The sequence below is a fragment of the Polynucleobacter sp. MWH-CaK5 genome (assembly GCF_018687615.1).
Lineage (GTDB): Bacteria > Pseudomonadota > Gammaproteobacteria > Burkholderiales > Burkholderiaceae > Polynucleobacter.
In genome coordinates, this window is sequence record NZ_CP061299.1 from 1,582,008 (window position 1) to 1,604,948 (window position 22,941).

General features: G+C 43.7%; 30 protein-coding genes and 1 pseudogene. 8 read left to right on the forward strand and 23 right to left on the reverse strand.

Going from position 1 to position 22,941, the window contains the following annotated elements; translation table 11 throughout:
• Nucleotides 1-23 precede the first annotated feature (23 nt).
• Together coxB and GQ367_RS07950 are read right to left on the reverse strand one after the other, a co-directional pair.
• A complete protein-coding gene (gene coxB / locus GQ367_RS07945; RefSeq protein WP_371818535.1) occupies nt 24-1,178 on the reverse strand; it encodes a cytochrome c oxidase subunit II in 1,155 nt (384 codons plus the stop codon).
• Nucleotides 1,179-1,346: 168 nt separating this feature from the next.
• A complete protein-coding gene (locus GQ367_RS07950; RefSeq protein ID WP_215290433.1) occupies nt 1,347-2,123 on the reverse strand; it encodes a hypothetical protein in 777 nt (258 codons plus the stop codon).
• Between the two features lie 25 nt (nt 2,124-2,148).
• On the opposite strand from GQ367_RS07950, the pseudogene GQ367_RS08685 reads away from it, so the two are divergent.
• A pseudogene (locus tag GQ367_RS08685) lies at nt 2,149-2,256 on the forward strand (hypothetical protein); the annotation flags it as partial.
• Here the strand turns inward: GQ367_RS08685 and GQ367_RS07955 are convergent.
• Nucleotides 2,222-2,518 (reverse strand): hypothetical protein, encoded by a 297-nt coding sequence (locus GQ367_RS07955; protein ID WP_215290434.1) that lies wholly within the window; start codon nt 2,516-2,518, stop codon nt 2,222-2,224. The pseudogene GQ367_RS08685 and the gene GQ367_RS07955 overlap by 35 nt on opposite strands.
• Here GQ367_RS07955 and GQ367_RS07960 point away from each other — a divergent pair.
• Nucleotides 2,506-2,856: a ComF family protein gene (locus GQ367_RS07960; protein ID WP_215290435.1), complete on the forward strand. Its 351-nt coding sequence runs from the start codon at nt 2,506-2,508 to the stop codon at nt 2,854-2,856. The genes GQ367_RS07955 and GQ367_RS07960 overlap by 13 nt on opposite strands.
• The gene (gene trmL / locus GQ367_RS07965) at nt 2,850-3,320 is read left to right on the forward strand and encodes a tRNA (uridine(34)/cytosine(34)/5-carboxymethylaminomethyluridine(34)-2'-O)-methyltransferase TrmL (RefSeq protein WP_215290436.1); all 471 of its coding nucleotides are present in this window, start codon (nt 2,850-2,852) and stop codon (nt 3,318-3,320) included. The genes GQ367_RS07960 and trmL overlap by 7 nt, the downstream gene beginning before the upstream one ends.
• Nucleotides 3,321-3,335: 15 nt before the next feature.
• Here the strand turns inward: trmL and GQ367_RS07970 are convergent, their stop codons facing one another.
• Genes GQ367_RS07970 through GQ367_RS07985 form a run of 4 tightly spaced genes read right to left on the reverse strand, consistent with a single transcriptional unit; the run spans nt 3,336 to nt 5,548 of the window.
• The gene (locus GQ367_RS07970) at nt 3,336-4,364 is read right to left on the reverse strand and encodes an NAD(P)H-dependent glycerol-3-phosphate dehydrogenase (RefSeq protein WP_215290437.1); all 1,029 of its coding nucleotides are present in this window, start codon (nt 4,362-4,364) and stop codon (nt 3,336-3,338) included.
• Nucleotides 4,364-4,855 (reverse strand): protein-export chaperone SecB, encoded by a 492-nt coding sequence (gene secB / locus GQ367_RS07975; RefSeq protein ID WP_215290438.1) that lies wholly within the window; start codon nt 4,853-4,855, stop codon nt 4,364-4,366. The genes GQ367_RS07970 and secB overlap by 1 nt, the downstream gene beginning before the upstream one ends.
• Nucleotides 4,856-4,867: 12 nt before the next feature.
• Nucleotides 4,868-5,125, reverse strand: a complete 258-nt coding sequence (gene grxC, locus GQ367_RS07980) for a glutaredoxin 3 (protein WP_215290439.1) — start codon at nt 5,123-5,125, stop codon at nt 4,868-4,870.
• A gap of 3 nt (nt 5,126-5,128) precedes the next feature.
• Entirely contained in the window at nt 5,129-5,548 is a 420-nt protein-coding gene (locus GQ367_RS07985) for a rhodanese-like domain-containing protein (protein ID WP_215290440.1), read from the reverse strand.
• 22 nt (nt 5,549-5,570) lie between these two features.
• On the opposite strand from GQ367_RS07985, the gene gpmA reads away from it, so the two are divergent.
• Genes gpmA through GQ367_RS08000 form a run of 3 tightly spaced genes read left to right on the forward strand, consistent with a single transcriptional unit; the run spans nt 5,571 to nt 8,465 of the window.
• Nucleotides 5,571-6,263 (forward strand): 2,3-diphosphoglycerate-dependent phosphoglycerate mutase, encoded by a 693-nt coding sequence (gene gpmA, locus GQ367_RS07990; protein WP_215290441.1) that lies wholly within the window; start codon nt 5,571-5,573, stop codon nt 6,261-6,263.
• 3 nt (nt 6,264-6,266) lie between these two features.
• Nucleotides 6,267-7,703, forward strand: a complete 1,437-nt coding sequence (locus tag GQ367_RS07995) for a S41 family peptidase (protein ID WP_215290442.1) — start codon at nt 6,267-6,269, stop codon at nt 7,701-7,703.
• Nucleotides 7,704-7,715: 12 nt separating this feature from the next.
• A complete protein-coding gene (locus GQ367_RS08000) occupies nt 7,716-8,465 on the forward strand; it encodes a HesA/MoeB/ThiF family protein (protein WP_215290443.1) in 750 nt (249 codons plus the stop codon).
• On the opposite strand, the gene ptsP is transcribed toward GQ367_RS08000, so the two are convergent.
• The 8 genes from ptsP to GQ367_RS08040 form a co-directional block, all read right to left on the reverse strand.
• Nucleotides 8,466-10,223, reverse strand: coding sequence for a phosphoenolpyruvate--protein phosphotransferase (gene ptsP, locus GQ367_RS08005; protein WP_215291928.1), 1,758 nt, complete (start codon nt 10,221-10,223; stop codon nt 8,466-8,468). It lies immediately after the preceding gene.
• A gap of 1 nt (nt 10,224) precedes the next feature.
• Nucleotides 10,225-10,494 (reverse strand): HPr family phosphocarrier protein, encoded by a 270-nt coding sequence (locus GQ367_RS08010; RefSeq protein WP_215290444.1) that lies wholly within the window; start codon nt 10,492-10,494, stop codon nt 10,225-10,227.
• A 2-nt stretch (nt 10,495-10,496) separates the two neighbouring features.
• Nucleotides 10,497-10,937 carry a PTS sugar transporter subunit IIA gene (locus tag GQ367_RS08015; RefSeq protein ID WP_215290445.1) on the reverse strand — a complete coding sequence of 147 codons (441 nt, stop codon included), beginning with the start codon at nt 10,935-10,937 and terminating at the stop codon, nt 10,497-10,499.
• Entirely contained in the window at nt 10,937-11,881 is a 945-nt protein-coding gene (gene gshB, locus GQ367_RS08020; protein WP_215290446.1) for a glutathione synthase, read from the reverse strand. Before gshB ends, GQ367_RS08015 begins: the two co-directional genes overlap by 1 nt.
• Nucleotides 11,882-11,885: 4 nt before the next feature.
• The gene (gene gshA, locus GQ367_RS08025; RefSeq protein WP_215290447.1) at nt 11,886-13,178 is read right to left on the reverse strand and encodes a glutamate--cysteine ligase; all 1,293 of its coding nucleotides are present in this window, start codon (nt 13,176-13,178) and stop codon (nt 11,886-11,888) included.
• Nucleotides 13,179-13,307: 129 nt separating this feature from the next.
• The gene (locus tag GQ367_RS08030; protein WP_251370155.1) at nt 13,308-14,795 is read right to left on the reverse strand and encodes an ammonium transporter; all 1,488 of its coding nucleotides are present in this window, start codon (nt 14,793-14,795) and stop codon (nt 13,308-13,310) included.
• A 14-nt stretch (nt 14,796-14,809) separates the two neighbouring features.
• Nucleotides 14,810-15,148, reverse strand: coding sequence for a P-II family nitrogen regulator (locus tag GQ367_RS08035; protein WP_089514849.1), 339 nt, complete (start codon nt 15,146-15,148; stop codon nt 14,810-14,812).
• 24 nt (nt 15,149-15,172) lie between these two features.
• A complete protein-coding gene (locus GQ367_RS08040) occupies nt 15,173-15,955 on the reverse strand; it encodes a TorF family putative porin (protein WP_215290448.1) in 783 nt (260 codons plus the stop codon).
• A 251-nt stretch (nt 15,956-16,206) separates the two neighbouring features.
• Here GQ367_RS08040 and GQ367_RS08045 point away from each other — a divergent pair, with 251 nt between their 5' ends.
• Nucleotides 16,207-16,458, forward strand: coding sequence for an accessory factor UbiK family protein (locus GQ367_RS08045; protein WP_251370156.1), 252 nt, complete (start codon nt 16,207-16,209; stop codon nt 16,456-16,458).
• Nucleotides 16,459-16,462: 4 nt separating this feature from the next.
• Here GQ367_RS08045 and GQ367_RS08050 read toward each other — a convergent pair whose 3' ends face one another.
• Together GQ367_RS08050 and GQ367_RS08055 are read right to left on the reverse strand one after the other, a co-directional pair.
• A complete protein-coding gene (locus GQ367_RS08050) occupies nt 16,463-17,728 on the reverse strand; it encodes an MFS transporter (protein WP_215290449.1) in 1,266 nt (421 codons plus the stop codon).
• A gap of 6 nt (nt 17,729-17,734) precedes the next feature.
• Nucleotides 17,735-18,319 (reverse strand): hypothetical protein, encoded by a 585-nt coding sequence (locus tag GQ367_RS08055; protein ID WP_215290450.1) that lies wholly within the window; start codon nt 18,317-18,319, stop codon nt 17,735-17,737.
• Between the two features lie 59 nt (nt 18,320-18,378).
• Between GQ367_RS08055 and GQ367_RS08060 the strand changes: the two genes are divergently transcribed.
• The gene (locus tag GQ367_RS08060; RefSeq protein ID WP_251370157.1) at nt 18,379-18,879 is read left to right on the forward strand and encodes a TlpA disulfide reductase family protein; all 501 of its coding nucleotides are present in this window, start codon (nt 18,379-18,381) and stop codon (nt 18,877-18,879) included.
• 40 nt (nt 18,880-18,919) lie between these two features.
• Here the strand turns inward: GQ367_RS08060 and lipA are convergent, their stop codons facing one another.
• From lipA to GQ367_RS08090, 6 genes are read right to left on the reverse strand one after another with little or no spacing between them, the layout of a single operon-like run.
• Nucleotides 18,920-19,873, reverse strand: a complete 954-nt coding sequence (lipA, locus tag GQ367_RS08065; protein ID WP_089514854.1) for a lipoyl synthase — start codon at nt 19,871-19,873, stop codon at nt 18,920-18,922.
• Nucleotides 19,870-20,517: a lipoyl(octanoyl) transferase LipB gene (lipB, locus tag GQ367_RS08070; RefSeq protein WP_215290452.1), complete on the reverse strand. Its 648-nt coding sequence runs from the start codon at nt 20,515-20,517 to the stop codon at nt 19,870-19,872. The genes lipA and lipB overlap by 4 nt, the downstream gene beginning before the upstream one ends.
• Before the next feature lie 3 nt (nt 20,518-20,520).
• Entirely contained in the window at nt 20,521-20,793 is a 273-nt protein-coding gene (locus GQ367_RS08075; RefSeq protein ID WP_215291931.1) for a DUF493 family protein, read from the reverse strand.
• Nucleotides 20,794-20,795: 2 nt separating this feature from the next.
• Entirely contained in the window at nt 20,796-21,515 is a 720-nt protein-coding gene (locus GQ367_RS08080) for an alpha/beta hydrolase (RefSeq protein ID WP_215290453.1), read from the reverse strand.
• Entirely contained in the window at nt 21,516-21,827 is a 312-nt protein-coding gene (locus GQ367_RS08085; RefSeq protein WP_215290454.1) for a ferredoxin, read from the reverse strand.
• Nucleotides 21,828-21,835: 8 nt separating this feature from the next.
• Nucleotides 21,836-22,924 (reverse strand): VanZ family protein, encoded by a 1,089-nt coding sequence (locus tag GQ367_RS08090; RefSeq protein WP_215290455.1) that lies wholly within the window; start codon nt 22,922-22,924, stop codon nt 21,836-21,838.
• Nucleotides 22,925-22,941 lie beyond the last annotated feature (17 nt).

Here is a 22,941-nt window from a genome sequence, read left to right on the forward strand (position 1 = left end):
CTCCAATTACCTATCTAATTTAATTATTTTGCTGCACGTGCTGTTGAGAAGTCTTTAGGCTGGATTAATTCACCAGTCTTATTACCCCAAGCATTACGTGTGTATGTCATAACTGCAGCCAACTCAACGTCATTCAATTGAGTCCACTTTGGCATTGCGCCCTTACCTTGTAACAAAATCTTGTACTGAGCTTCTTTTGCACCCAAGACAACTTTAGATCCATCTAAACCTGGGAATGCGCCAGCACCTTTACCGTTAGGCATATGGCAAGCTGCACAGTTAGATGCATAAACTTTTTCACCACGTTGCTTTAACTCATCCATTGTGAAAGTTTTTGTTGGATCATCAGCCAAAGAAGCCATTTGCTTTTTCTTACCAGCAACCCATGTTGTGTACTCTGCATCCGTCACAACCTTCACAGCGATTGGCATGAATGCGTGCTCTTTACCGCAAAGCTCTGAACACTGACCGTAGAAGGTACCCAATTTTTCAGCTCTGAACCAAGTGTCGCGAACGAAACCTGGAATCGCATCTTGCTTAACGCCAAATGCTGGAATGGTCCATGAATGAATCACATCATTAGCTGTTGTGACCATACGAATTTTTTTGCCAACAGGCACAACCATCTCGTTATCAACATCAACCAAATATGTTGTTGATTTTTCAGCTTGGTTGTTGATCTGCTCACGAGGAGTTGTCAAAGTTTGCAAGAATGAAATGCCTTCGCCTTCACCCTTGATGTAATCGTAGCCCCACTTCCACTGATAACCAGTCACCTTGATGGTGATATCAGCGTTAGTTGTGTCTTTCATCGCAACCACTGTTTTAGTTGCTGGCAATGCCATCGCAATAACAATGATCAAAGGAACCACTGTCCAAATGATTTCTACTGTTGTGCTTTCATGGAAGCTTGCAGCTTTGTGACCCAAAGATTTGCGGTGCTTGAAAATTGAATAAAACATCACGCCAAATACAGCCACAAAAATAACCGCACAGATGATCAACATCATCCAGTGAAGGTAGGCTACCTCTTCAGCAACTTTGGTCGCTGCAGGCTGAAGATTTAACTGAAATCTTGAAGGGCCGCCAGGCATGTCATTGATAGCCAAAGCAAAATTAGCGTATAGCGAGCTCACCAAACCAAATAGCAAACCGACCAGTGATGTGCGATGTTTCATCTTCGTTCCTATTTAATAAATTCTTGAATCTGTTGCACCGCATGAATGGCAATGCATTTGATATACATCAATTATATTTGTAATTTGATCTAGTGCAATAAATTACTAAGCAATTTAGATGTTTACACTAGGATAATTAGGTATTAAGGTATGTGTGCGCTTGCTTACTTATTTTTTAGGCCTAACAATTTGATCGGGGCTGATGGTTGCTATTCCCGTCTTATTTTGAGAACGCGATGCAACTGGCGACCAGGCATGCCCGTAGACAACTTCGAGGGTGATATTCAACTTCGATTCCACTCCAATCACATGCTGTGCTGAATCAGGCGAAGTTAATAAGCCCAAATTAAAGGCTTCTTTGCACAATAAATGAGGATCTTCGTAGGACAAGGTCAGGTACTCCATGTCCATCACCGGCTCAGAAAAACCAGCCTGCATCAATCCATCCCCCACATCATGCATGTCCAAGCTACCTGCATTCCTCAGTAAACAATCATTGGGGAAGAGCTTTGTGAGCTCTTTGCCTGTATCAGGGCCAAGATAACTGAACATCAATAGACCTTCAGGCTTAAGTTTGCTTCTCCACTGCTTCATCAATGCATTTGGGTCATCTTGAAGATGCAACTCCAAGTTGGACCAAATCAAATCAAAATCTGCACCCCCAATATTTAAAGGCGCTTCGTATTTATAAAACTGTTGGCGGGCGATTCTTTTAAACAGCTGCGAAAGGGCGTTTGAAGAAAATCTTTTTTCAAAACAGTGGTGCTCAGCCTCAGGGTAAAGGGCAGACAAAACAGATAGATTTAACTCACCAAGATGACCTACTTTTTGAGGTTGCAAACGAACAATCTCTAATTTTTCAGCCATGCGCTGCGCAATTTCTAAAGATAGAAATTCAGGAATGGCTCTTGTATCTGAGCTTGACACTGATGATGGTGTGGGCATAGGTGCTCAGTATACTGAGCGTGCGATGAATTTACTCCTGCCTACTTCCTGTATTGGGTGCAAGGAGTTTCAAACGGCAACGATATGTCAAAAATGTCTTAAACGACTAAAAGACTCTCAAATTCAAAGATGCGATCAATGCGCTCTGCCAATAGCACCTCATGAAACAAATCATCTGTGCATTGATTGCCTGAGAAAAAAACCAACTTATGACACAACACTTTGCCTAGATAGTTATGGCGGATTTTTAACGGAAGCCATCCACTCATACAAATACCAACATCAAATCGCCATTGCTCATGGCCTTCTCGATGCTTGGCTAGGGATTCACCCAAGCTGGTCGCAGGGAAGTCAGTCCGTTGACGTGATGTTGCCCATTCCCATGAGCCAGACAAAACTTCATCAAAGAGGCTTTAATCAATCATGGGAACTGTGCAAACTATTTTCAAGAAAACTGAAGATAAAAACCAATTGGAAAGCGCTGAATAGAATTCATCTAGATGGCGATCAAGTTGCAGCGACCAAACAAGAGCGTGCTCAACGCTTGATCAATGTTTTCTCCATTGATCCCAATGGGATTGAGCTCATTAAAAATAAACGAATTGTTTTAATTGATGATGTCATGACCACGGGTGCCACTTTGAGCGTTGTTGCAAAATTACTTAAAGATTTTGGAGCGCAAAGTGTTCATAATTGGGTCATTCTCAGAACACCGAATAAATCACCATGCTAAATATCGTTCTTGTTGAACCAGAAATTCCACCTAACACGGGCAACATCATTCGCTTGTGCGCCAACACTGGAGCGCAACTTCATTTGATTAAACCCTTGGGCTTTCCCCTTGAGGACAAAAGCATGAAACGCGCGGGCTTGGATTATCACGAATACGCCAACATGAAAGTTCATGAAAGTTGGGCAGATTTTTTAGCGCAGGAAAAGCCTGAGCAAGATAGGATGTTTGCACTGACCACCAAAGGAACTGGAACGCTCCTCAAGTGTCAATTTCAAGAAAATGATTACTTGGTTTTTGGCTCCGAAACCAGAGGTCTATCACAAGAAATTCGCGATCAATTTCTTCCAGAAAAGCGTGTGCGTTTACCAATGAGAGCTAACAGTCGTAGTCTGAATCTATCAAACACTGTGGCAGTGATGGTTTATGAAGCTTGGCGCCAAATGGATTTCAAGGGTGGCGAATAGTTGCCCGCTCAATTATTAAGCTTCAGACTTGGCGTCTCTACCCATCAATAACTTAACCGCTGCTGCGGCATCCAACTCTTTGAACAACACTTCACACACCATTTGTGTGATCGGCATTTCAATGCCTTTAGACTTTGCAAGATCACTCACAGCTTGAGCACACAACACTCCCTCTGCAACGTGTCCTAGATTCTTCAGTATTTCTGGTAATTTTTTTCCTGTGGCCAACTGAAGGCCAACACGTCGATTTCTTGATAGATCGCCAGTAGCGGTCAAAATCAAATCACCCACTCCAGTCAAACCCATGGCTGTTTCAGATTTACCACCCATGGCCGTCATCAAACGCATCATCTCTGCCAAACCACGGGTCAATAAAGCAGCTCTGGCATTCAAGCCCAAGCCCAAGCCATCACCAATACCTGTTGCAATGGCTAAAACGTTTTTGATAGCGCCACCCAATTCAACGCCAACAATATCGTTGCTGCCATAAATGCGCATATTGCCATGGTGCAAAGCATCTTGAACCAAGGTAATTAATTCATTTGAATCACTTGCAACTGTCAGTGCACAGGGCATTCCCTTTGCAACCTCTGAAGCAAAACTAGGGCCTGATAAAACGGCTGTTTTAATTCCACGATCATTAGCTAACGCAAGACTTAACTCACGTGCAATCACTTGATGTGGCATCAATGAAGTCTTTGGCTCTAAACCCTTGCATAACCAAACCCAATTTTTTGGAATCTGTTGAAGTTTTAAGAGTTGATCAACCGTTTCTTTTAAACCAGAAACAGGGGTTGCGATGAACAACAAGTCTTCTTCAGTACAGGCTTCAAATAACTGACTCCAATCACTACTGATCAAAAGTTCAGCGGGTAATTGAATGCCTTGAAGATACTGTTGATTAAAGCCTGTTGCTCGAATGTTTTCGGCAAGCTCTGAAGAGCGACTCCACAAAGTAACTGGGAGTCCTTTTTTATTTTTTGAGGCATGCATGGCCATAGCGCTTCCCCATGCACCTGCCCCAAGAAAATAAATGTGCTTCATCAGTTAGGCAGAATAATTCCGCTGTCGTTTGAAGCTTGAGCTTGACCACCCTGGGCCATGCGTTGCTCGTACAAAGCATGGAAATTAATTTCAGCCAAATGAACTGGTTGGAATCCTGCGCGACTGATCATGTCCGCAATGTTTGCGCGCAAATATGGGAACAGAATGGTTGGGCAAGCAATTGCCAACAAAGGACTGATTTGCTCTTCAGGCATATTGCGAATTTCAAAAATACCTGATTGCTGAGCCTCTACCAAAAAGAGCACCTTGTCTTCAATCTTGGTTGTAACGCTGCCAATCAAAGTAACGTGAAAATTAACATCATCCAATTGATTGGCTTGAATATCCACTTGAACTTCTAATTTTGGCTCGCCTTGATTCAACAAAATCTCTGGAGCATTCGGCTGCTCTAGAGAAATATCTTTTAGATAAACGCGCTGAATTTGAAAACTTGGGTCTTGGCCCATTTCACCATTGACTGCTTCTGTCATATTTTTTCCTATTTACTTGCCCAATAATGGGTCTAATTTACCTGCTTTATCCAATGCTGATAGATCATCAAAACCACCAACATGTGTTTCACCAATAAAAATTTGCGGCACTGTGCGACGCCCAGTTCTGCTCATCATTTCTTCACGACGCACTGGATCTTCATCGACCAAGATTTTTTCTGTGATTTCGACACCTTTTGAAACCAACAGCCTCTCAGCCATGATGCAATAGGGGCACACTCTGGTGCTGTACATGGTAATTTTTGTCATGATTTACTTTTGCTTAATGAGCGGCATACCTGCTTGATTCCAAGCAGAAATTCCACCTTCCATGCAAACAACGTCCTTACAGCCAGCTTTTTTAAGCTTTGCAAGGGCAGTATTTGCTCTAGTTCCGCTCAAACAAACTAAAATGATAGGCTTATTGCTATCAATTTTTGCTTGTTTTAAGCCTGAATCAAGCTCAGAAAGTGGCAAATGCTTAGAATTTGCAATGTGTCCTGCTTTGTATTCTTCAGCGGTGCGGATATCCAAAATCTGCGCTTGACGCTGATTAATCAGCTGCACAGACTCATGCACGCTGAGCAACTGTTTGTTAAGGCGGCCCATGATCTGGGGCAATGCCAAGGCCAATCCTGATGTAATCAGGGTGGCAAGAAGTAATAAATTATTTGTATTTGTAAAGAAGTCCATTAGTAAATTATAGAATGTGAATATGAAACAACTCGTACTTATCCGCCATGGCGAATCCCAGTGGAACCTAGAAAACCGTTTTACCGGTTGGGTTGATGTTGATTTAACCCCTACCGGCATCCAGCAAGCTATCAAAGCTGGAGAGAGTTTAAAGGCTGCCGGGTATGATTTTGACATTGCTTACACATCTGTGCTGAAAAGGGCTATCAGAACCCTTTGGCATGCCCAAGAAGCCATGGATAGGCTTTGGTTGCCAGTCGTGCACAGCTGGCGCTTAAATGAGCGTCATTATGGTGCTCTTGCCGGTCTAAATAAGACTGAGACGGCCGCCAAATATGGCGATGAGCAGGTTCACATCTGGAGAAGGTCTTACGACGTTAGACCCCCTTTACTAGATCCAAACGATCCAAGAACATCATTTAATGATCCTCGTTACTCAAAACTCAAAAAAGAAGAAATTCCTTTGGGCGAATGCTTGAAAGACAACGTGGCTCGTGTTTTACCCCTTTGGGAGGAATCAATTGCCCCAGCGTTGCGCTCTGGCAAGAGAGTTTTGATCGCAGCCCATGGCAATAGTATTCGTTCCCTAGTAAAGTACCTAGACGACGTATCTGATTCAGACATCATGGAAATCAATATTCCTAACGGAGTACCTCTTGTTTACGAATTAGATGACAACTTAAAACCAATTAAACATTTTTACTTAGAAAAATAATCTATGCGCCGCTCGATCAAGAGTATTGCCCTCGTTTGCTCAGGTTTGATTGCTGGAGTTGCACTAACTTTGCAACTTTCAGCAACGGCTCAACAAGGAAGCTCCTCATTACCGCTAGATGAACTTCGCAATCTTTCAAATGTATTTGGTCAAATCAAACGTGATTACGTTGAATCAGTTGATGACAAACGTTTATTGACTGATGCCATCAAAGGCATGGTCAGCGGTCTTGATCCACACTCATCTTATTTGGATAAAAAAGATTTTGCAGAAATGCAAGAACATACCCAAGGTAAATTTGCTGGCTTAGGCATTGAAATCACTTCTGAAGATGGCATTGTCAAAATCCTTAATCCAATTGAAGATACGCCTGCAGCAAAAGCCGGCCTTTTATCTGGTGACTTGATCACTCGTTTGGATGACAAGCCTGTGCGCGGCATGACACTTGATCAAGCTGTGCGTCGCATGCGCGGTGAGCCAGGCACAAAAATTACTTTAACCATTTTCAGAAAAAGTGAAGATAGAACTTTCCCAATCACCATCACCCGTGCTGAAATTAAAGTTCAGTCTGTTAAAGCTAAATTTATTGAACCTGGCATTGCCTACGTTCGCATCACCAGCTTCCAAGAAAGAACCATTCCGGATTTAGCCAAGAAGTTAAATGAGTTGGCTGCAGAAAATCCTCAATTAAAAGGCTTGGTGCTTGATCTTAGAAATAATGGCGGCGGTCTATTGCAAGGTGCCGTTGGAGTTTCAGCTGCCTTCTTGCCAACAGATACTCTGATTGTTTCTACCAAAGGTCAAACAGAAGAAGCCAAACAAGTATTTAAATCAACTTTTGATAACTATCGTTTATCAGAAAGCAATGATGCTCTAGCGCAGCTATCCCCGGCTTTCAAGAAAGTACCTTTGGTTGTTCTTGTGAATGCCTTCTCTGCATCAGCCTCAGAAATTGTTGCTGGCGCATTACAAGATCACAAACGCGCAACCATCATTGGTAAAACAACTTTTGGTAAAGGTTCGGTGCAAACTGTTCGCCCATTGAGTGCAGACTCAGCTCTGAAACTAACAACGGCTTACTATTACACGCCAACGGGCAAATCAATCCAAGCATTTGGCATCAAACCAGATATTGCTGTTGATCAAAATGCTGAAGGTGATCCTGACGATGTATTGATCACTCGCGAAATTGATAGTGAAAAGCATCTTAAGAATAAGCAATCTTCTGAAGAGAAGTTAATCAAAGATCGCGAACAGCGTCGCCTTGAAGAGTTACAACGCATTGAAGAGTTGAATGCCAAGAAAACACCTGAGCAAAAAGAGAAGGACCGCAAAAAGCGTCCGGCTGAGTTTGGTTCAGCCGAAGACTTCATGCTCACTCAGGCCGCTGCTTACTTAAAAGGTCAACCAATTAAAAAATCCAAGTCTCGCTTGGAATAAAAGAATCTGGCGATGAACGATCAGGAACTTCTACGATACTCACGCCACATTCTTCTGGATGATATTGGCATTGAGGGCCAAGAAAAGATCCTGTCATCCCATGTTGTTGTGATTGGTGCAGGCGGTCTTGGTTCAGCAGCCGCACCTTACTTAGCAGCAGCTGGCGTTGGCAAAATCACATTGATTGATCATGACGTGGTGGATTTGACCAATCTTCAACGTCAAATCATGCACAAACAAAATTCTATTGGCATGCCCAAGGTGAGCTCTGCAAAAAACATGTTGCAAGAGCTCAACCCCAATCTCAATGTGGTCGCTCTTGAACAAAAAGTCACTGCTGAGTTATTGGATGAACTTTTACCGAACACCACCGTTGTTTTAGATTGCACAGATAACTTCACAAGTCGTCATTTGATCAATGCTGCATGCGTGAAACACAAAACCCCTTTGGTGAGTGGTGCAGCCATTCGTTTTGATGGTCAGTTAACGGTCATCGATCCAAGACAAAAAGGCACGCCTTGTTACGCGTGTTTATTTCCAAAAGATCAAAAGTTTGATGAGGTGCAATGTTCAACCATGGGAGTTTTTTCACCATTGGTTGGCATCATTGGCGCAATGCAATCAGCTCAGGCACTTCAAGTGATCACAGGCGTTGGCAAATCTCTTTGTGGAAAATTACTGCTGTGGGATGCAAGATCCACTCAGATTGACACGATTGAGTTACATCAACGTGATAACTGCGAAGTTTGTTCAAACAATTAATCAAGCATTGATTTTTTGAAATGCCGCCTGAATTTCTTCGGGCTCAATCGCTGCTAACAAACCATCAACCGCTGATTTCAATTGCTGGGTATCAGATCTCAAAACTTCTTGTTTAACCGACAAAAGCTGTTTGAAATGAAGCGAGAAGTCGGTCAAGCCCATACCTAATAAAACTCTGGTCATTGAAGCATCTCCAGCCATCTCACCGCAAACGGACACCGGCATCTGAGCATTTTTTGCATCTCTGATAATGCCCGCAATCAACCTTAAAACCGCAGGATGTAATGGGTCATACAAATGCGCAACCGCATTGTCTGCTCGATCGATCGCCAAAGTGTATTGAATCAAGTCATTGGTGCCAATGGATAGAAAATCTAAACGACGAATGAATAAAGGAAGTGCCAAGGCAGCAGCCGGGATTTCAATCATCGCACCCACTTGAATACCCGGATCAAAACTAATACTTTCTGCTTCCAACTGATTTTTAGCTGTTTGTATCAAATCAAGAGTTTGATCAATCTCTTGAGCATGAGCCAACATCGGAATCAAAATCTTGATCTTGCCAAATACAGAGGCTCTTAAGATCGCTCGTATCTGAATCAAAAACATTTCAGGTTCTGACAATGACCATCTGATGGCACGCAAACCCAAAGGTGATAAATAGTTAGGGCCACCATTGTCTTTCACGTCCAAGGGCTTGTCTGCACCAATATCGATGGTTCTGATACTGACTGGTAAACCCTTCATGGCCTCAGCTGTTTTACGGTAAGCCCAGAATTGCTCTTCCTCGTCTGGCATTTGCCCTTGGCGATTCATGAATAAGAATTCAGATCTGAATAAGCCAATACCAACAGCTCCTGAGTCCAATGCCATGGGAGCATCATCAGGCATTTCAACGTTGGCCATCAAATCAATGTGCTGACCATCCACAGTCACTGTTGGTGTGTGTTTGAGTCTTAAAAGTTTTTTCTTTTCAAGCTTTCTTGCGGACTGTAAATGACGGTATTCCTCAAGAATGAATGGGCTTGGGTCAACAATCACAATGCCGCGATCACCATCGATGATGAGCCAATCATCCTGTCTGATCAACTCACTGGCACTTCTGACACCCACTGCTGCTGGAATATCCAAACTTCTCGCAACAATCGCGGTATGAGAAGTCTTACCGCCCAAATCAGTGACAAATCCACCAAAAGCCAATTCTTTGAAACGCAACATGTCTGGCGGAGAAATATCATGAGCCACCACAATCACTTCGCTCAGCTCTCTATTTTCAGAAACTGTTTTATAGAAGGCTCCAATGGTTTGATGATCTTCACCTAAATGAAGCACCTTCATGACTCGCTCAACGACTTGACGAATATCTGCAGCTCTTTCGCGCAAATAAGCGTCCTCAATTTCTGCAAATTGCTCGAGCACATTTTCTAACTGAGTAGCCAAGGCCCACTCAGCGTTGTATCTTTTTTGTTGAATCAACTCCAGAGGTCGCTCTGTCAGCGTTGGATCGGCCAAAATCATGCCGTGCACATCCAAGAATGCTGCCATTTCTTCAGGCGCTGCCTCTGGCAAACCTGCTCTGAGTGTTTTTAATTCTTGTCTGACAACTTGAAATGCATCGAGAAGTCTTTTTTGTTCTGCTTGTTCACTACCTTCAGTAATCAAGTAATGCTTCACATCCATGGCGGATGGGGCGATCCTCAGGGCACGACCTATCGCAATACCATTCGTAACCGGAATCCCATGAAGCGTAAAAGACAAATTACTGACCTTCCCCAAAGCGATCATTGATGAGTGCTTGAATGGCATCAAAAGCTTCTTGCGCTTGATCACCCTCAGTCTCAAGTGTTACAACACTTCCCATACCAGCAGCCAGCATCATGACGCCCATGATACTTTTGGCATTTACTCTTCTGCCGCCCTTGGATAAAAATATTTCGCAAGGGTACTGGCCTGCTAGCTGAGTTAATTTAGCTGAGGCGCGCGCATGCAATCCAAGTTTGTTGATGATATTAATTTCTGCACTTGGCATTCTTAATCCTTAACTTCCATCTGTTTATTTTCATCGATATGGCCCATGTGGCCAATTGGAATAATTCCTTGCTGACCACCATGCATGGCTTTTTGAGACGCAGAGTCTAAAGGCTCTGCTCTATAAGCAATGGCACGCATCAACATCGGCAAATTGACCCCAGCAATCACTCTCACATGCCCATCAAACTCTTTCATGTGAGCCAAACGACTAGCGACGTTGGCTGGAGTCGCACCCATGATGTCTGTGAGTACCAATAAGCCTTTATCAGAAGTGATTGACTGAGCAGCCTCTATCGCACGCTCCAAAGTAACCTTTGCATCTTCGTGAGCCATCACATCCAAGGCTTTCAAACGATCAGGCACCTCACCATACACATGGCGAGTGAATTCTTGTAATGCAGATGCCAAAGGCGCATGGGCGATGATTAAAATTCCAGCCATTACTGAATATGTTTCTCTAAATTAGTTAACCATTGCAATGCCACATCATGACCTGTTTGCTCAGTAATTTCAACAAAGCAAGTTGGGCTTGTGACATTTATTTCAGTTAAATATCCACCAATAAAATCCAAGCCAATCAAATGCAAACCTCTTTTGGCCAATAAAGGTCCGAGCTCTTGGGCAATATTTACTTCTTGTTGGGTTAAAGGCTGAGCAACCCCCTTGCCACCCGAAGCAAGATTACCTCTCACCTCACCAGCTTGAGGAATGCGCGCCAAACCGTAGGGGACCACTTCGCCACCAATTAACAGGACCCGCTTGTCACCCGCAGCTATTTCAGGAAGAAACTTTTGAATCATCAGTGCTCGCTGACCATTACCACCGAGTGTTTCAACAATGCTGGCTAAATTCAGCCCATTGGCTTGAACCCTAAAAATACCTTGGCCACCCATACCGTCCAAAGGCTTGATGATCACGTCTTGATAACGCTCATGAAAAGCTTTGATATCTACTAAGTCGTGACTAACAATTGTTGGTGGCGCAAACTTCATGAACTCTAAAAGAGCTAATTTTTCAGAGTGGTTCCTTAAGGCATCCGGAGCATTGAATACTTTTGCCCCCTCAAGACATGCTTGAGACAAGAACCAAGTGGCTGTGACATAGCTCAAATCAAATGGAGGGTCTTTCCTCATGATGATGGCGTCAAACTCACAAAGCTTATGCACTTGAGTTTTTACTTCTTTGAACCAAGAACCCTCATGAGGTGTTATCTCAATCTGTTTGCAATCAGCTTGCACGAATGAATCGACACTTTTTAGATGATCAATCTGGCAGTGCCAAACTTCATGACCTCGCTGTTGCGAGGCTTTCATCATGGCCAAGGTGCTGTCTTTTTTGACGACGAAACTGCTCAGGGGATCCGCAACAAAGAGAAGCTTCTTCATGTGATTACTCTGCCTCTGGATCAGTGCGCTCTAACTCTAAGGATGCCGCCAATAAAGCAAGCCTTGCAACTACGCCATACAGATAAAAACGATTCGGTACTGCAATACCTGGTTTTGCCGCCACATCCGGAATCGCGTTGTGCTCAAATGCGAGCGGCACAAAATGCATGCCCGGCGCATTGAGGTTCTCATCGACACCGCGGCCGGTATGAACTCTGTAGAAGCCACCAACCACATAACGGTCCATCATGTACACAACAGGCTCTGCCACGGCTTCATTGATTTTTTCAAAGGTGTAAACACCTTCTTGAACCAAGACATCTGCAACTTCCAAGCCTTCTTTGACAACGCTCATCTTGTTGCGTTCTTTGCGATTCAAATCTTTGACTTCGCTGGCATCCTTGACCGTCATAATGCCCATGCCATAAGTTCCAGCATCTGCCTTGACAATCACATATGGCTTTTCTTTGATACCGTACTCTTTGTATTTGCGTGCAATCTTTTTCAAGATAGCATCGACGCTTTCCTGCAAGCACTCTTCACCGATGCGCTCATGGAAGTTAATGCCAGAACACTTGGTGAAAAATGGGTTGATCATCCATGGATCAATATCAATCACTTTAGAAAACTTTTTGGCCACATCGTCATAAGCGTCAAAGTGATTTGATTTACGACGCACCGCCCAACCAGCATGCAATGGTGGAAGTAAATACTGCTCATAAAGATTTTCTAAAATCTTTGGGATGCCGCCTGATAAATCATTATTCAAAAGAATCGTGCAAGGATCAAAATCCTTGAGACCTAATCGACGACCTTTATTACCTATTCTGGCCAATGGCTCCAAAACCAATCTTTGGCCATCTGGTAAATCAATCGGTGTTGGCTTTGTTATTTCTTCTGACAAACTTCCTAGTCGTACATTCAAACCGGTCTGTCTCAAGATAGAAGCTAAGCGTGCCACGTTTTGCAAATAAAACACATTTCGTGTGTGGCGCTCTGGAATCAACAATAGATTTTTTGCATCTGGGCAAATTTTCTCAATAGAGGCCATGGACGCCTGAACCGCCAAAGGCATCATTTCTGGAGATAGGTTATTAAACCCTCCAGGGAATAAATTTGTGTCTACAGGAGCAAGCTTGAACCCAGCATTGCGCAGATCCACTGAACAATAAAATGGAGGCGTGTGCTCTTGCCACTCCAACCTGAACCAGCGCTCGATGGCAGGTGTAGCTTCTAAAACTTTGCTCTCTAATTCAAGCAAAGGACCATTCAGGGCAGTAATAAGATGAGGAACCATGTTGTCATTCTAAGACAGATAAAAAAAGAGCGGGTTCTAATTAAAGAAACCGCCCTTTAAAAGGCCCCCAGCAAGACATCTGCCAGGGGATACTTACTTCACATTTCACACAGATTTACTACAAAACCATTAACTTTCGTACGCTGTTTCGCCGTGTGAAGTAATGTCCAAACCTTCACGCTCAGCATCTTCAGGAACACGCAAACCAATCACCATATCAACTAGTTTGTAGGCAATGAATGACACCACGCCTGACCATACAACTGTTGTTAACACAGCCTTGGCTTGTACCCATACTTGGCCAGCGATTGAGTAGTCAGTTGCAACAGCATTGGCTACGTAGTCATAGATGCCTGTGCCGCCCAATGCTGGGGCTGCAAATACGCCAGTTAAAAGCGCACCCACAATACCACCCACACCGTGAACACCGAATACATCCAAGCTATCGTCTGCACCAAGCATGCGCTTCAAACCAGTCACACCCCATAAGCATAGGAAGCCTGAGATCAAACCGATGATGATGGCGCCCATTGGGCCAACAAAGCCTGCTGCTGGAGTAACGGCAACCAAGCCAGCTACTGCACCAGATGCTGCACCCAACATTGATGGCTTGCCTTTGCCCATCCACTCACCCAAAGACCAAGTCAATACAGCTGCTGAAGTTGCTAAGAATGTATTAGCAAAAGCCATCGCTGCACCGCCTGAAGCTTCTAGTGCTGAACCAGCGTTAAAGCCGAACCAACCGAACCACAAAAGTGATGCACCAACCATTGTCAAAGTTAAGCTATGTGGCTTCATGGCTTCTTTACCGAAACCAATACGCTTACCGATCACATAAGCACCAACCAAACCAGCCACAGCAGCATTGATATGCACCACTGTACCGCCAGCGAAGTCTAATGCGCCCATTTGGAACAACCAACCAGAAGCTGCTGTTGCTGCTTCGGCTGCGGCTGCATCTGTGTAAGCGTCAGGACCAGGCCAGAACCAAACCATGTGAGCGATTGGTAAATAGCTGAATGTGAACCATAGAACAATGAACAACAACACAGCTGAGAACTTTGCACGCTCTGCGAACGCACCGATGATCAAGCAGCAAGTAATTGTTGCGAATGCGCCTTGGAATGAGAAGAATGAAAACTCAGGAATCACAACGCCTTTACTGAATGTGGCGCCCATTGATTCTGGTGTCAAACCAGCCAAGAAGAGTCGATCAAATCCACCAAAGAATGCGTTACCTGGTGTGAAGGCAATACTGTAGCCATACACTGCCCAAAGAACGGCAACCAATGAGAAGATGACCATACATTGCATCAACACAGACAACATGTTTTTGCTACGCACTAAGCCACCGTAGAAAAGACCCAAGCCTGGCAATGTCATCAATACCACCATAGCAGTACAGATCATGATCCAAGCTGTGTCACCTTTGTTTGCAACTGGTGCTGGAGCTGCAGGAGCAGCTGGAGCAGCACTTGCAGCAGCAGTAGCAGGAGCCGTTACAGCTGGCTTAGCTTCATCTTTAGCATATGCTGGAGATGAAACTGCCATCGTGACGGATCCTAGTGCCAAAGCTGTTGCACCAGCTGCGAGTAGACGTTTAATCCAATGTGTCATTTTGATACCTCGCTTTAAAGAGCAGACTGACCGGTTTCACCGGTGCGAATGCGGATAACTTGTTCAATAGATGACACGAAAATCTTGCCATCACCGATCTTGCCGGTTTTTGCTGATTTTTCGATCGCTTCGATGGCGCGCTCAACAATGCCATCATCCACTGCTGCCTCAATTTTTACCTTAGGCAAAAAATCAACAACGTACTCAGCACCGCGATACAACTCAGTGTGACCCTTTTGTCGTCCAAAGCCTTTAACTTCAGTAACGGTAATGCCTGAAACGCCAACTTCTGATAGCGCCTCACGCACTTCGTCAAGCTTGAAAGGCTTGATAATTGCTGTGATTAATTTCATAGGTTTCTCCGTGAGATCGCTAAATTAGAATGCTTTAAGAACTGAAACTGCGAAGCCGTCTTTGTAAAGTTTTGTACCTGTATCACTTCCAGCTGAACTTGCATATGATTTAGTACCAGCACTTACGTCATTCCAAAAATATTTAGCTCCAAGAATGAAGCCATTCAAGTCATAAGTTAAACCAACGTTGTAGTCTGAGTAAGAAACTTTAGACGCAGCTGTATCTAATTTGTAATCAGTGTATCCAGCATGGATTGATGCAACTAACTTAGGCGCTACTTCTTGGCTTAATGTTAAATCGTAATAAATTGTTCCACTTGCATCTTGGCCACTTGATGTTGATGCAAAATAATTTTTACCCAATGTGTAAGAAGTTTTGAATACAGCCGGTCCATATGTGAAACCTACAAAGGCCTCTTCAGTATCACTTGTATATGAACTGTTTCCTGGATATTTGTAAGCAATCAAGCCAACGTTAACACCAACTCCAGCAACTTCTGTTGTGTACCCGCCATATAAGTCAACTTCAAGACCCTGTGAGTTAGTACCTGACGCCCAGTCATCTACATTTGATGCCCAAGTACCCAAATAAAATCCAGATTTATGAGCCACATCAAAACCACCTTGAATAGCACCACTTCCATCATTCTGTTGTAGACCACGGAAACGGTAGTCACTCACCGCACCAAAGTTACCTGTAATAGTAAATTCAGGCGCAGGGGCTGCGGCTTGAGCCAATACTGTGCCAGAAGATAAAGTAGCAGCTGCTGCCAAAGCGATCGCTGAGAGAGTTAAGTAAGTTTTCATGTGTTGCACTCCTAATAAACAATCCAAGGGAAATTCCTTGCAAAGATATTAAGCAAAAGCCGTGCCAGTTTTATTTATATCAATATAAACAATCACTTATATACCATATTGATTTATTGATCAGTCATGAATGCTTCATTGCACCATTTAGGGATGCACCCTATGCACCAAAATGAAGCACCGTATTGGTGCATGGCATTCTCATAACTTTGGTAAAAAGATACTATTGAAGAAATACCTCTGGAGACATTATGAAGCCGCAAGACATCATGGAAAAAATGCAGACCATTGCCAATGACATGCAAAGCAAAGTGGGCGATGCGATTCGCCAATCACCGGCAAAAGACTTAGAAAAAAATGTTCGCGGCTTAATGACCCAAGGCTTTCAGAAACTAGATTTGGTCACTCGCGAAGAATTTGATTTACAAACACAAGTCTTGGCTAAAACTCGCGCCAAATTAGAAGAGCTTGAAGCAAAGGTCAACGCTTTAGAAAAGAAGTGATTGTTTATTTAGCTGCCAAGTGATGCTTCAAAGGTTTTGGATAATATAAAAACCAAATAAATGACATCACTTGCAGAACTAAAAATACCAAAAAGACTTGGCGGAATGCATCTGGCTTTGCAAAGCCTTGGGCAGCCATCAGATCAATGCCCCAACCAATGCTCCATTGGAAAATAAAAGCTCCAACAAAGATCAATAAGTTGTAACTGGTACTGGCCAAGCCCGCATTGCGCGATGGAAATGCTGTGATCACAATGCTCTGACCCAAAATATGACCCGTGGCAGAGATGGCCAACACAATCCACAAAATCCAACTCAATTGAATTTGCCAAGTCATCGCGATCAACTGCGCTACCAAACCAATAGCCAATAAATACTTCATGTAAGTCAGAGTTTGGAAACCCTGACGATTGGCGCGCGGCATGAACCAAGCGTTGAAGGCATATCCCAACAACATCACACCATTGAATAAAAATAAAATTTGCGCACTTTCAACCGAGCTATAACCCAGCACGTCCATCATCCATGGACCAATCCAAAGTGTTTGCAAAGCTAAAAAGCCACCATGATTGATCACACCGACTGGCAACATTCTTAAGAAGAATGGATTTAAAAAAATATCTTTCAAACCAATTGACTGATGATCACTACTCAAAGGCTCATTATTGACATGAGGATGATCGTCAAATTTTGGCAAACCAAAACGAATGCCAACAAAGCCAATCAAGACCAATACTGCCATCACTAAAAACACACCGCGCCAACCAATGTAAGGCAGAGAAAATTGAACAGGGACCGTTGTCATCAAAGCGCCCACTGTGCCAAACACCAACATCGCTGAAGCAAGCTGTCCTTGCTGCTCTATGGCAAACCAACGGCGGTAAGCCGTGAACGCTGCCATCAAACAGGCTGAAACACCAACACCGATCAATAAGCGGCCAATTGTTAAACCAAGCAACGAATCTGAAAAAGCAAAAATAAGTGTGCCGGCCAAAGCCATCAACAACAAAATACTCTCTACTCTTCTGACACCAAATTTATCCAACGCAATACCCAAAGGTATTTGCATTGCTGAAAATCCAATGAAATAAGCGGCTGATAAAAGCCCCAACTGAGCATTGCTGATTTGCAAATCTGCCATCAACTCAGGAGCAATCACTGCATTCACAGAACGGAATGCGTATGACAAAACATAAGCAAAAGCAAAAACGATAAAAACCTTGAGTGCTAAAGCACCCTTCATCGGCAAAGCTGGAGCGGAATGACTCATGGCCACTTAGTAAGGCTTGAACCCAGAAAAGAACATCTCGTGAGCATCTGTCTGAATCAACTTCTCAATCGATACATCACTGCTGATTGTTTGCAAAAGACTTTGTTGATAAATTTGAATTTGACCATCAGGAAACTGGCGCTGCACAATCCTAAATCTCAATGATCTTTTTTTGGCATCCGGACCATCGCCTTGGATTAAGAACTCTTTAGCAGTCAAATTAATGCTGTCTTGTCCGGAAGTCTTAATGATCATCGTCTTTTCAACAGGCGCCGGAGAGTTCTTCAAATTACTCAACATGCCTGTTTGCAAATATTTCAACAAGCCATTGATGTCGATTTTTTGGCTGATGTCTTTAGGAATATTAATAACCCCAACCGCATAAAGTGAATTCTCGACTTTAGAAGCTTCAATCGTCATGGTCAGTTTTTGACCATCAAACATGATTGATTTTTCAGCACGACTCGGCTTGCCTGGATACAAGGCCTCATAGAGCAAATCATCCGAACGAACGGTTCTCCAATCCAAAGTTGGAGAACAAGCAGAGAGGGTCAGTAATGCCCCAAGAATGAGGAATAAATTTCGCAACATGATTTGTTTAATTTGCATAAAATAAGATTATGCCCATACAACATCACTTCAGCAGATTTATGACAATCAAACACTTTTTAGCAGTTAGCCTCATCTCTGTGTTCAGTCTCTTATCAGGCTGCTCATCAGACACCCAACAATCTGTACCAGCATTCAAGATTTCTGAAATATCAGGAAAAACTTTGACTCAAGCTGATATCGCCGGGAAAGTCACAGTGATTAATTTTTGGGCAACCAGCTGCGTGACTTGCGTGAAAGAAATGCCTGATTTGGTCAACACCTATGAAAAGTACAAATCACAAGGCTTAGAGTTCATCGCCTTGGCGATGTCTTATGACCCACCGATGTACGTGGTGAACTTTGCTGAAACCCGTAAACTGCCATTCATTGTTGCCATGGATTCAGATGGAAGTGCTGCAAAAGCATTTGGGAAAATTCAGCTGACCCCAACGACACTTGTGATCAACAAGCAAGGAAAAATCATCAAACGCTATGTTGGTGAGCCTGAGTGGAATGACTTCCACAAGTTACTAGAAAAATCATTGGCAGATAAAAGCTAGTTTCGAGCTAGCGAGTAATCCACCTGCCAAAGATTATTAATTAAACAACGCCTGCTTTGTGGGCTTGTTCGTCTGCGTGATAGCTTGATCTAACCATCGCACCAACCGCTGCATGAGTGAAGCCCATCGCATAAGCTTCTTTTTCAAACATGGCAAATGTGTCAGGGTGAACATAACGACGCACAGGTAAATGATGCCCTGATGGCGCCAAGTACTGGCCAATGGTTAACATGTCGATGTCATGCTCACGCATATCTTTCATCACTTCCAAAATTTCTTCATCAGTTTCACCAAGACCAACCATCAAACCACTCTTGGTTGAAACATGTGGATAGCGTGCCTTAAAGTCTTTTAACAACTTCAAAGAGTGCATATAGTCTGAGCCAGGTCGCGCTTCTTTGTACAAACGTGGCACAGTCTCCAAGTTGTGATTCATCACATCTGGCAAACCATCATTGAAGATGTCCAAAGCCTTCTCAAGTCTACCCCTGAAGTCTGGAACTAAAACTTCAATTTTTGTTTGAGGTGATGATTCTTTTGTCTTGGTGATGCAATTAACAAAATGTTGAGCACCGCCATCGCGAAGATCATCACGATCCACACTGGTGATCACCACATAAGATAGTTTTAGCGCTGCAATTGTTTTAGCAAGATTATTAGGCTCTTCTAAATCAAGAGGGTCTGGTCTGCCATGACCGACGTCGCAAAATGGGCAACGGCGCGTACATTTATCACCCATGATCATGAATGTTGCAGTACCTTTACCAAAACACTCGCCAATATTTGGGCAACTGGCTTCTTCGCAAACGGTCACCAATTGATTCTCGCGAAGAATCTTTTTGATTTCATTAAAGCGAGAATTACCAGAGGCAGCCTTCACTCTGATCCAATCAGGTTTTTTTAAGACCTCTTCAATTGGCACAATCTTGATTGGAATGCGCGACGTCTTATCAGCAGATTTTTGTTTTTGATTTGGATCGTAGGTCTTGGTCATGACCGCACCTCTAATTGTTGAGATAAATGGCTCACTATATTTTTTGCCACAATGTCGATATTGTCGCTCACCCCAAGACTCTTCATATCAATTGTCTTTAAACCCTCATAACCACAGGGGTTGATTGCCAAAAATGGCTTCAAATCCATATCCACATTGAGTGCCAGCCCATGATAACAACATTGCTTGGTCACTTTCAGACCCAAGGCAGCAATTTTTGCTCCATGCAGCTCTGTAGGGATGACTGGCTCAGTAGCCAGGTAGATACCCGGCGCCCCAGCTTTTCTTTGGCTTGCGATATCAAAATCCGCCAAGGTATCAATGATGGCTTGCTCTATGCGATGAACCAAATCTCGAACAAACAGATGTCTGCGTCGCAAATCCAATAATAGATAAATGACTAATTGCCCAGGGCCGTGATAAGTGATCTGGCCACCTCGATCAATCGGAATCAATGGTATTTGTGTATTAGGCTGAAGTAAATGTGCTGCATCGCCAGCTTGACCCAAGGTGTAGGTTGGCGGATGCTGCAAAATCCAAAGTTCATCGGGTGTTTCACTGGTGCGTTGCGCCGTGAAGTTTTTCATCGCCTCAAATGTTGGCAAATACTCCTGCAAACCTAATTGGCGAATGATGATCGTCATTGTTTATAAAACAACACTCACCATTGGGTGGGTCGATAGAGTTCTATAAAGCTCATCCAATTGTTCACGGCTTGTGACGTGAACAGTCACTGTCAGGCCCAAATAATTACCGTTTTTTGATGGTCTGCATTCAGTGGTCTTGATATCAAAATTTTTATCAAACTGCAAAACAACATTCTCAACTGCCTCTCGATACCCTGGAACAGACTTGCCCATGACTTTGATGGGAAAGTCACAAGGGTATTTGATCAGTGATTCTTCTGCTGGTATATCCATACTCATCGATCAGCCCTTGGATCAGGTTGACCATGAAAAGCGCTCACGATCAAATCTCGAATGCAATGTAGTTTGCGGTGGAAAAAATGATCCGCTCCTGGTATCACTTGAACGGTCAACTCTTGAGGTCTGGCCCAATCCAAAACACTTGATAGAGGAATCACATCATCCACCTCACCATGTATCACGATCGTATTCTTAGGCACTGGCGCAACATCCCACTTACCAGTTGCAGAACCGACCATGATGAGTCGCTCAGGTGGCATTTGCATTTCCTCTAAATGCTTCACAACATAACTGCTGACGTAACTGCCAAAAGAAAAGCCTGCCATCACCAACGGTAACTCACCAACCAACAATGGCCAGCCCTGTCCCTCTAGTTCTGGAATCTCTTGCCAGCCAAAAGAATCTTTCATCCAAGCAATGACCGCCAATAAATCTTGGGTTTCACCCTTGCCATCATCATGCACACCTTCGGATGCGCCAACTCCTCGGAAGTTTGGCCTGACGGTCACATAATTCAATTGTGCAAAAGTACGAGCCAAGGTTTGCGCTACCTTGTTATCCATCGTGCCACCCAAAAGAGGATGAGGGTGCGCGACCAAAGCAATGCCTCTTGGACGAAAATTTGCTGGGTCGTGTTTCAAACCCTCAGGCAAATCCAAGGATGCCTCAATGATTCCGGCTGGACCTTTTAAATGAATTTTGATGGTTCGATTCACTTAATCAATCCTTAAACGATCAACCACTTGGCCTTTAACAAAATGTGTGTCAATGATTTCATCAATGTCACTTTGATCGATAGCGGTGTACCAAATTCCCTCTGGGTAAACGACCATCACGGGGCCATGAGCACAGCGATCCAAACATCCCGCTTTATTCACTCTCACCTTGCCTTCACCTGACAGCCCCAACTCCTTGCAACGGATCTTGGCATGCTCAAAGAGTCCTTGAGCATTGTGCTGAGCACAACAGTCCTTGCCGTTTTCACGCTGGTTTAAACAAAAGAATAAGTGGTATTTAAAGTGGCTCATAGTGAAAATTATATAGACGACTTGAGTTTTAAGCCTTTTATTAAAGATAAACAAGCTGCCACTGGCCAAATCCAGGCCAACCATGACATCAAATGGTTAAAGTGCAGCAATCGACCCTGGCGCCACTCTTGGATGGTCACCAAATAGTATGGGTTTTGCGGAAAGAAATTCACCAGGAAAAGCATTCCGAGTAGAGCGGAAATCGCCATCAAATACAAATAAACCCTGTTCAACTGCAAAGCCCCAAATAACAGGATTGTTGAAAAAATCATTCCCCACAATGCAGGTGGCGTTAACCAAGAAAAACTTTTATCGGCTCCAAACTGCATGCCCGAAAACAAGCCCTTCAAAATAATGGTGGTGACCAGCAAGCAAAACAGCAGTGGTAATTTTGGCGCACCCTTGCGCATGGTCAATGCAATGCTGATACCAGCAAAAATCCAGGCCAACATGGTTGTGGCGATTTCAATCGTGGCGAAATTAAACGTGCTCGTCCAAGGCATGGAATTAGGCCACTTGGTCGCAAGCCCGCCCATGGCCAGCCAAGCTGTTTGAGGATAAATTTGCGCCCACGGGAATGCCATTAATAGCAAAATGCCGCTAGATCGAACACCAAACCATTCAATCCTCTTTCTTTGAAACACACTTCCAGAAAGCCAGGCTGGATCCAAGGTGATAGCAAACAGTGCACCTATTGCGACACCAGATATATTGGCCCACCAATCCACATTGCTGGGTATTCGAGTGACCAGCCAAGTTTGTAAAGACTCTAAGCCTCCGGAAAGACATGCCCCAACGATGATGGAGAACAATAGTGCACGATACGATTTCAGGCGAGGATAAACGGCAAAAACAATTAAAAATCCCAGCGGGATGTAGCCTAAGATATTCGTGAAGACATCAAACGAAGTGATGTATTGGGGGATTGGCGCAAACATCCAATCCAAATAGGTGGCGCCCACACTGACATTGAAATTAAATGGATAAATGCTGGCATAAATGATCAACAAAATATATGACAGGCATGCCATCCTTGCGGTTGGCATTGGCAAATCAGGCCAATTTAGGCGTTGAGGTCTCTGAAAATTTCCTGTCATAACCACATAGTACCTAC

Coding starts and splice junctions, on each gene's coding strand:
- GQ367_RS08055 (WP_215290450.1), bottom strand. CDS start 18,319: ATGTTGCGAAATTTATTCCTCATTCTTGGGGCATTACTGACCCTCTCT.
- GQ367_RS08040 (WP_215290448.1), bottom strand. CDS start 15,955: ATGAAAACTTACTTAACTCTCTCAGCGATCGCTTTGGCAGCAGCTGCT.
- gpmA (WP_215290441.1), top strand. CDS start 5,571: ATGAAACAACTCGTACTTATCCGCCATGGCGAATCCCAGTGGAACCTA.
- GQ367_RS07985 (WP_215290440.1), bottom strand. CDS start 5,548: ATGGACTTCTTTACAAATACAAATAATTTATTACTTCTTGCCACCCTG.
- GQ367_RS08010 (WP_215290444.1), bottom strand. CDS start 10,494: ATGCCAAGTGCAGAAATTAATATCATCAACAAACTTGGATTGCATGCG.
- GQ367_RS08035 (WP_089514849.1), bottom strand. CDS start 15,148: ATGAAATTAATCACAGCAATTATCAAGCCTTTCAAGCTTGACGAAGTG.
- trmL (WP_215290436.1), top strand. CDS start 2,850: ATGCTAAATATCGTTCTTGTTGAACCAGAAATTCCACCTAACACGGGC.
- GQ367_RS08045 (WP_251370156.1), top strand. CDS start 16,207: ATGAAGCCGCAAGACATCATGGAAAAAATGCAGACCATTGCCAATGAC.
- GQ367_RS08085 (WP_215290454.1), bottom strand. CDS start 21,827: ATGAGCCACTTTAAATACCACTTATTCTTTTGTTTAAACCAGCGTGAA.
- GQ367_RS08000 (WP_215290443.1), top strand. CDS start 7,716: ATGAACGATCAGGAACTTCTACGATACTCACGCCACATTCTTCTGGAT.
- GQ367_RS08050 (WP_215290449.1), bottom strand. CDS start 17,728: ATGAGTCATTCCGCTCCAGCTTTGCCGATGAAGGGTGCTTTAGCACTC.
- coxB (WP_371818535.1), bottom strand. CDS start 1,178: ATGAAACATCGCACATCACTGGTCGGTTTGCTATTTGGTTTGGTGAGC.
- GQ367_RS08075 (WP_215291931.1), bottom strand. CDS start 20,793: ATGGATATACCAGCAGAAGAATCACTGATCAAATACCCTTGTGACTTT.
- GQ367_RS07950 (WP_215290433.1), bottom strand. CDS start 2,123: ATGCCCACACCATCATCAGTGTCAAGCTCAGATACAAGAGCCATTCCT.
- GQ367_RS08015 (WP_215290445.1), bottom strand. CDS start 10,937: ATGGCTGGAATTTTAATCATCGCCCATGCGCCTTTGGCATCTGCATTA.
- secB (WP_215290438.1), bottom strand. CDS start 4,855: ATGACAGAAGCAGTCAATGGTGAAATGGGCCAAGACCCAAGTTTTCAA.
- GQ367_RS07970 (WP_215290437.1), bottom strand. CDS start 4,364: ATGAAGCACATTTATTTTCTTGGGGCAGGTGCATGGGGAAGCGCTATG.
- GQ367_RS08060 (WP_251370157.1), top strand. CDS start 18,379: ATGACAATCAAACACTTTTTAGCAGTTAGCCTCATCTCTGTGTTCAGT.
- grxC (WP_215290439.1), bottom strand. CDS start 5,125: ATGACAAAAATTACCATGTACAGCACCAGAGTGTGCCCCTATTGCATC.
- GQ367_RS07960 (WP_215290435.1), top strand. CDS start 2,506: ATGAGCCAGACAAAACTTCATCAAAGAGGCTTTAATCAATCATGGGAA.
- GQ367_RS08090 (WP_215290455.1), bottom strand. CDS start 22,924: ATGACAGGAAATTTTCAGAGACCTCAACGCCTAAATTGGCCTGATTTG.
- GQ367_RS07995 (WP_215290442.1), top strand. CDS start 6,267: ATGCGCCGCTCGATCAAGAGTATTGCCCTCGTTTGCTCAGGTTTGATT.
- GQ367_RS08030 (WP_251370155.1), bottom strand. CDS start 14,795: ATGACACATTGGATTAAACGTCTACTCGCAGCTGGTGCAACAGCTTTG.
- gshB (WP_215290446.1), bottom strand. CDS start 11,881: ATGAAGAAGCTTCTCTTTGTTGCGGATCCCCTGAGCAGTTTCGTCGTC.
- lipB (WP_215290452.1), bottom strand. CDS start 20,517: ATGACGATCATCATTCGCCAATTAGGTTTGCAGGAGTATTTGCCAACA.
- lipA (WP_089514854.1), bottom strand. CDS start 19,873: ATGACCAAGACCTACGATCCAAATCAAAAACAAAAATCTGCTGATAAG.
- gshA (WP_215290447.1), bottom strand. CDS start 13,178: ATGGTTCCTCATCTTATTACTGCCCTGAATGGTCCTTTGCTTGAATTA.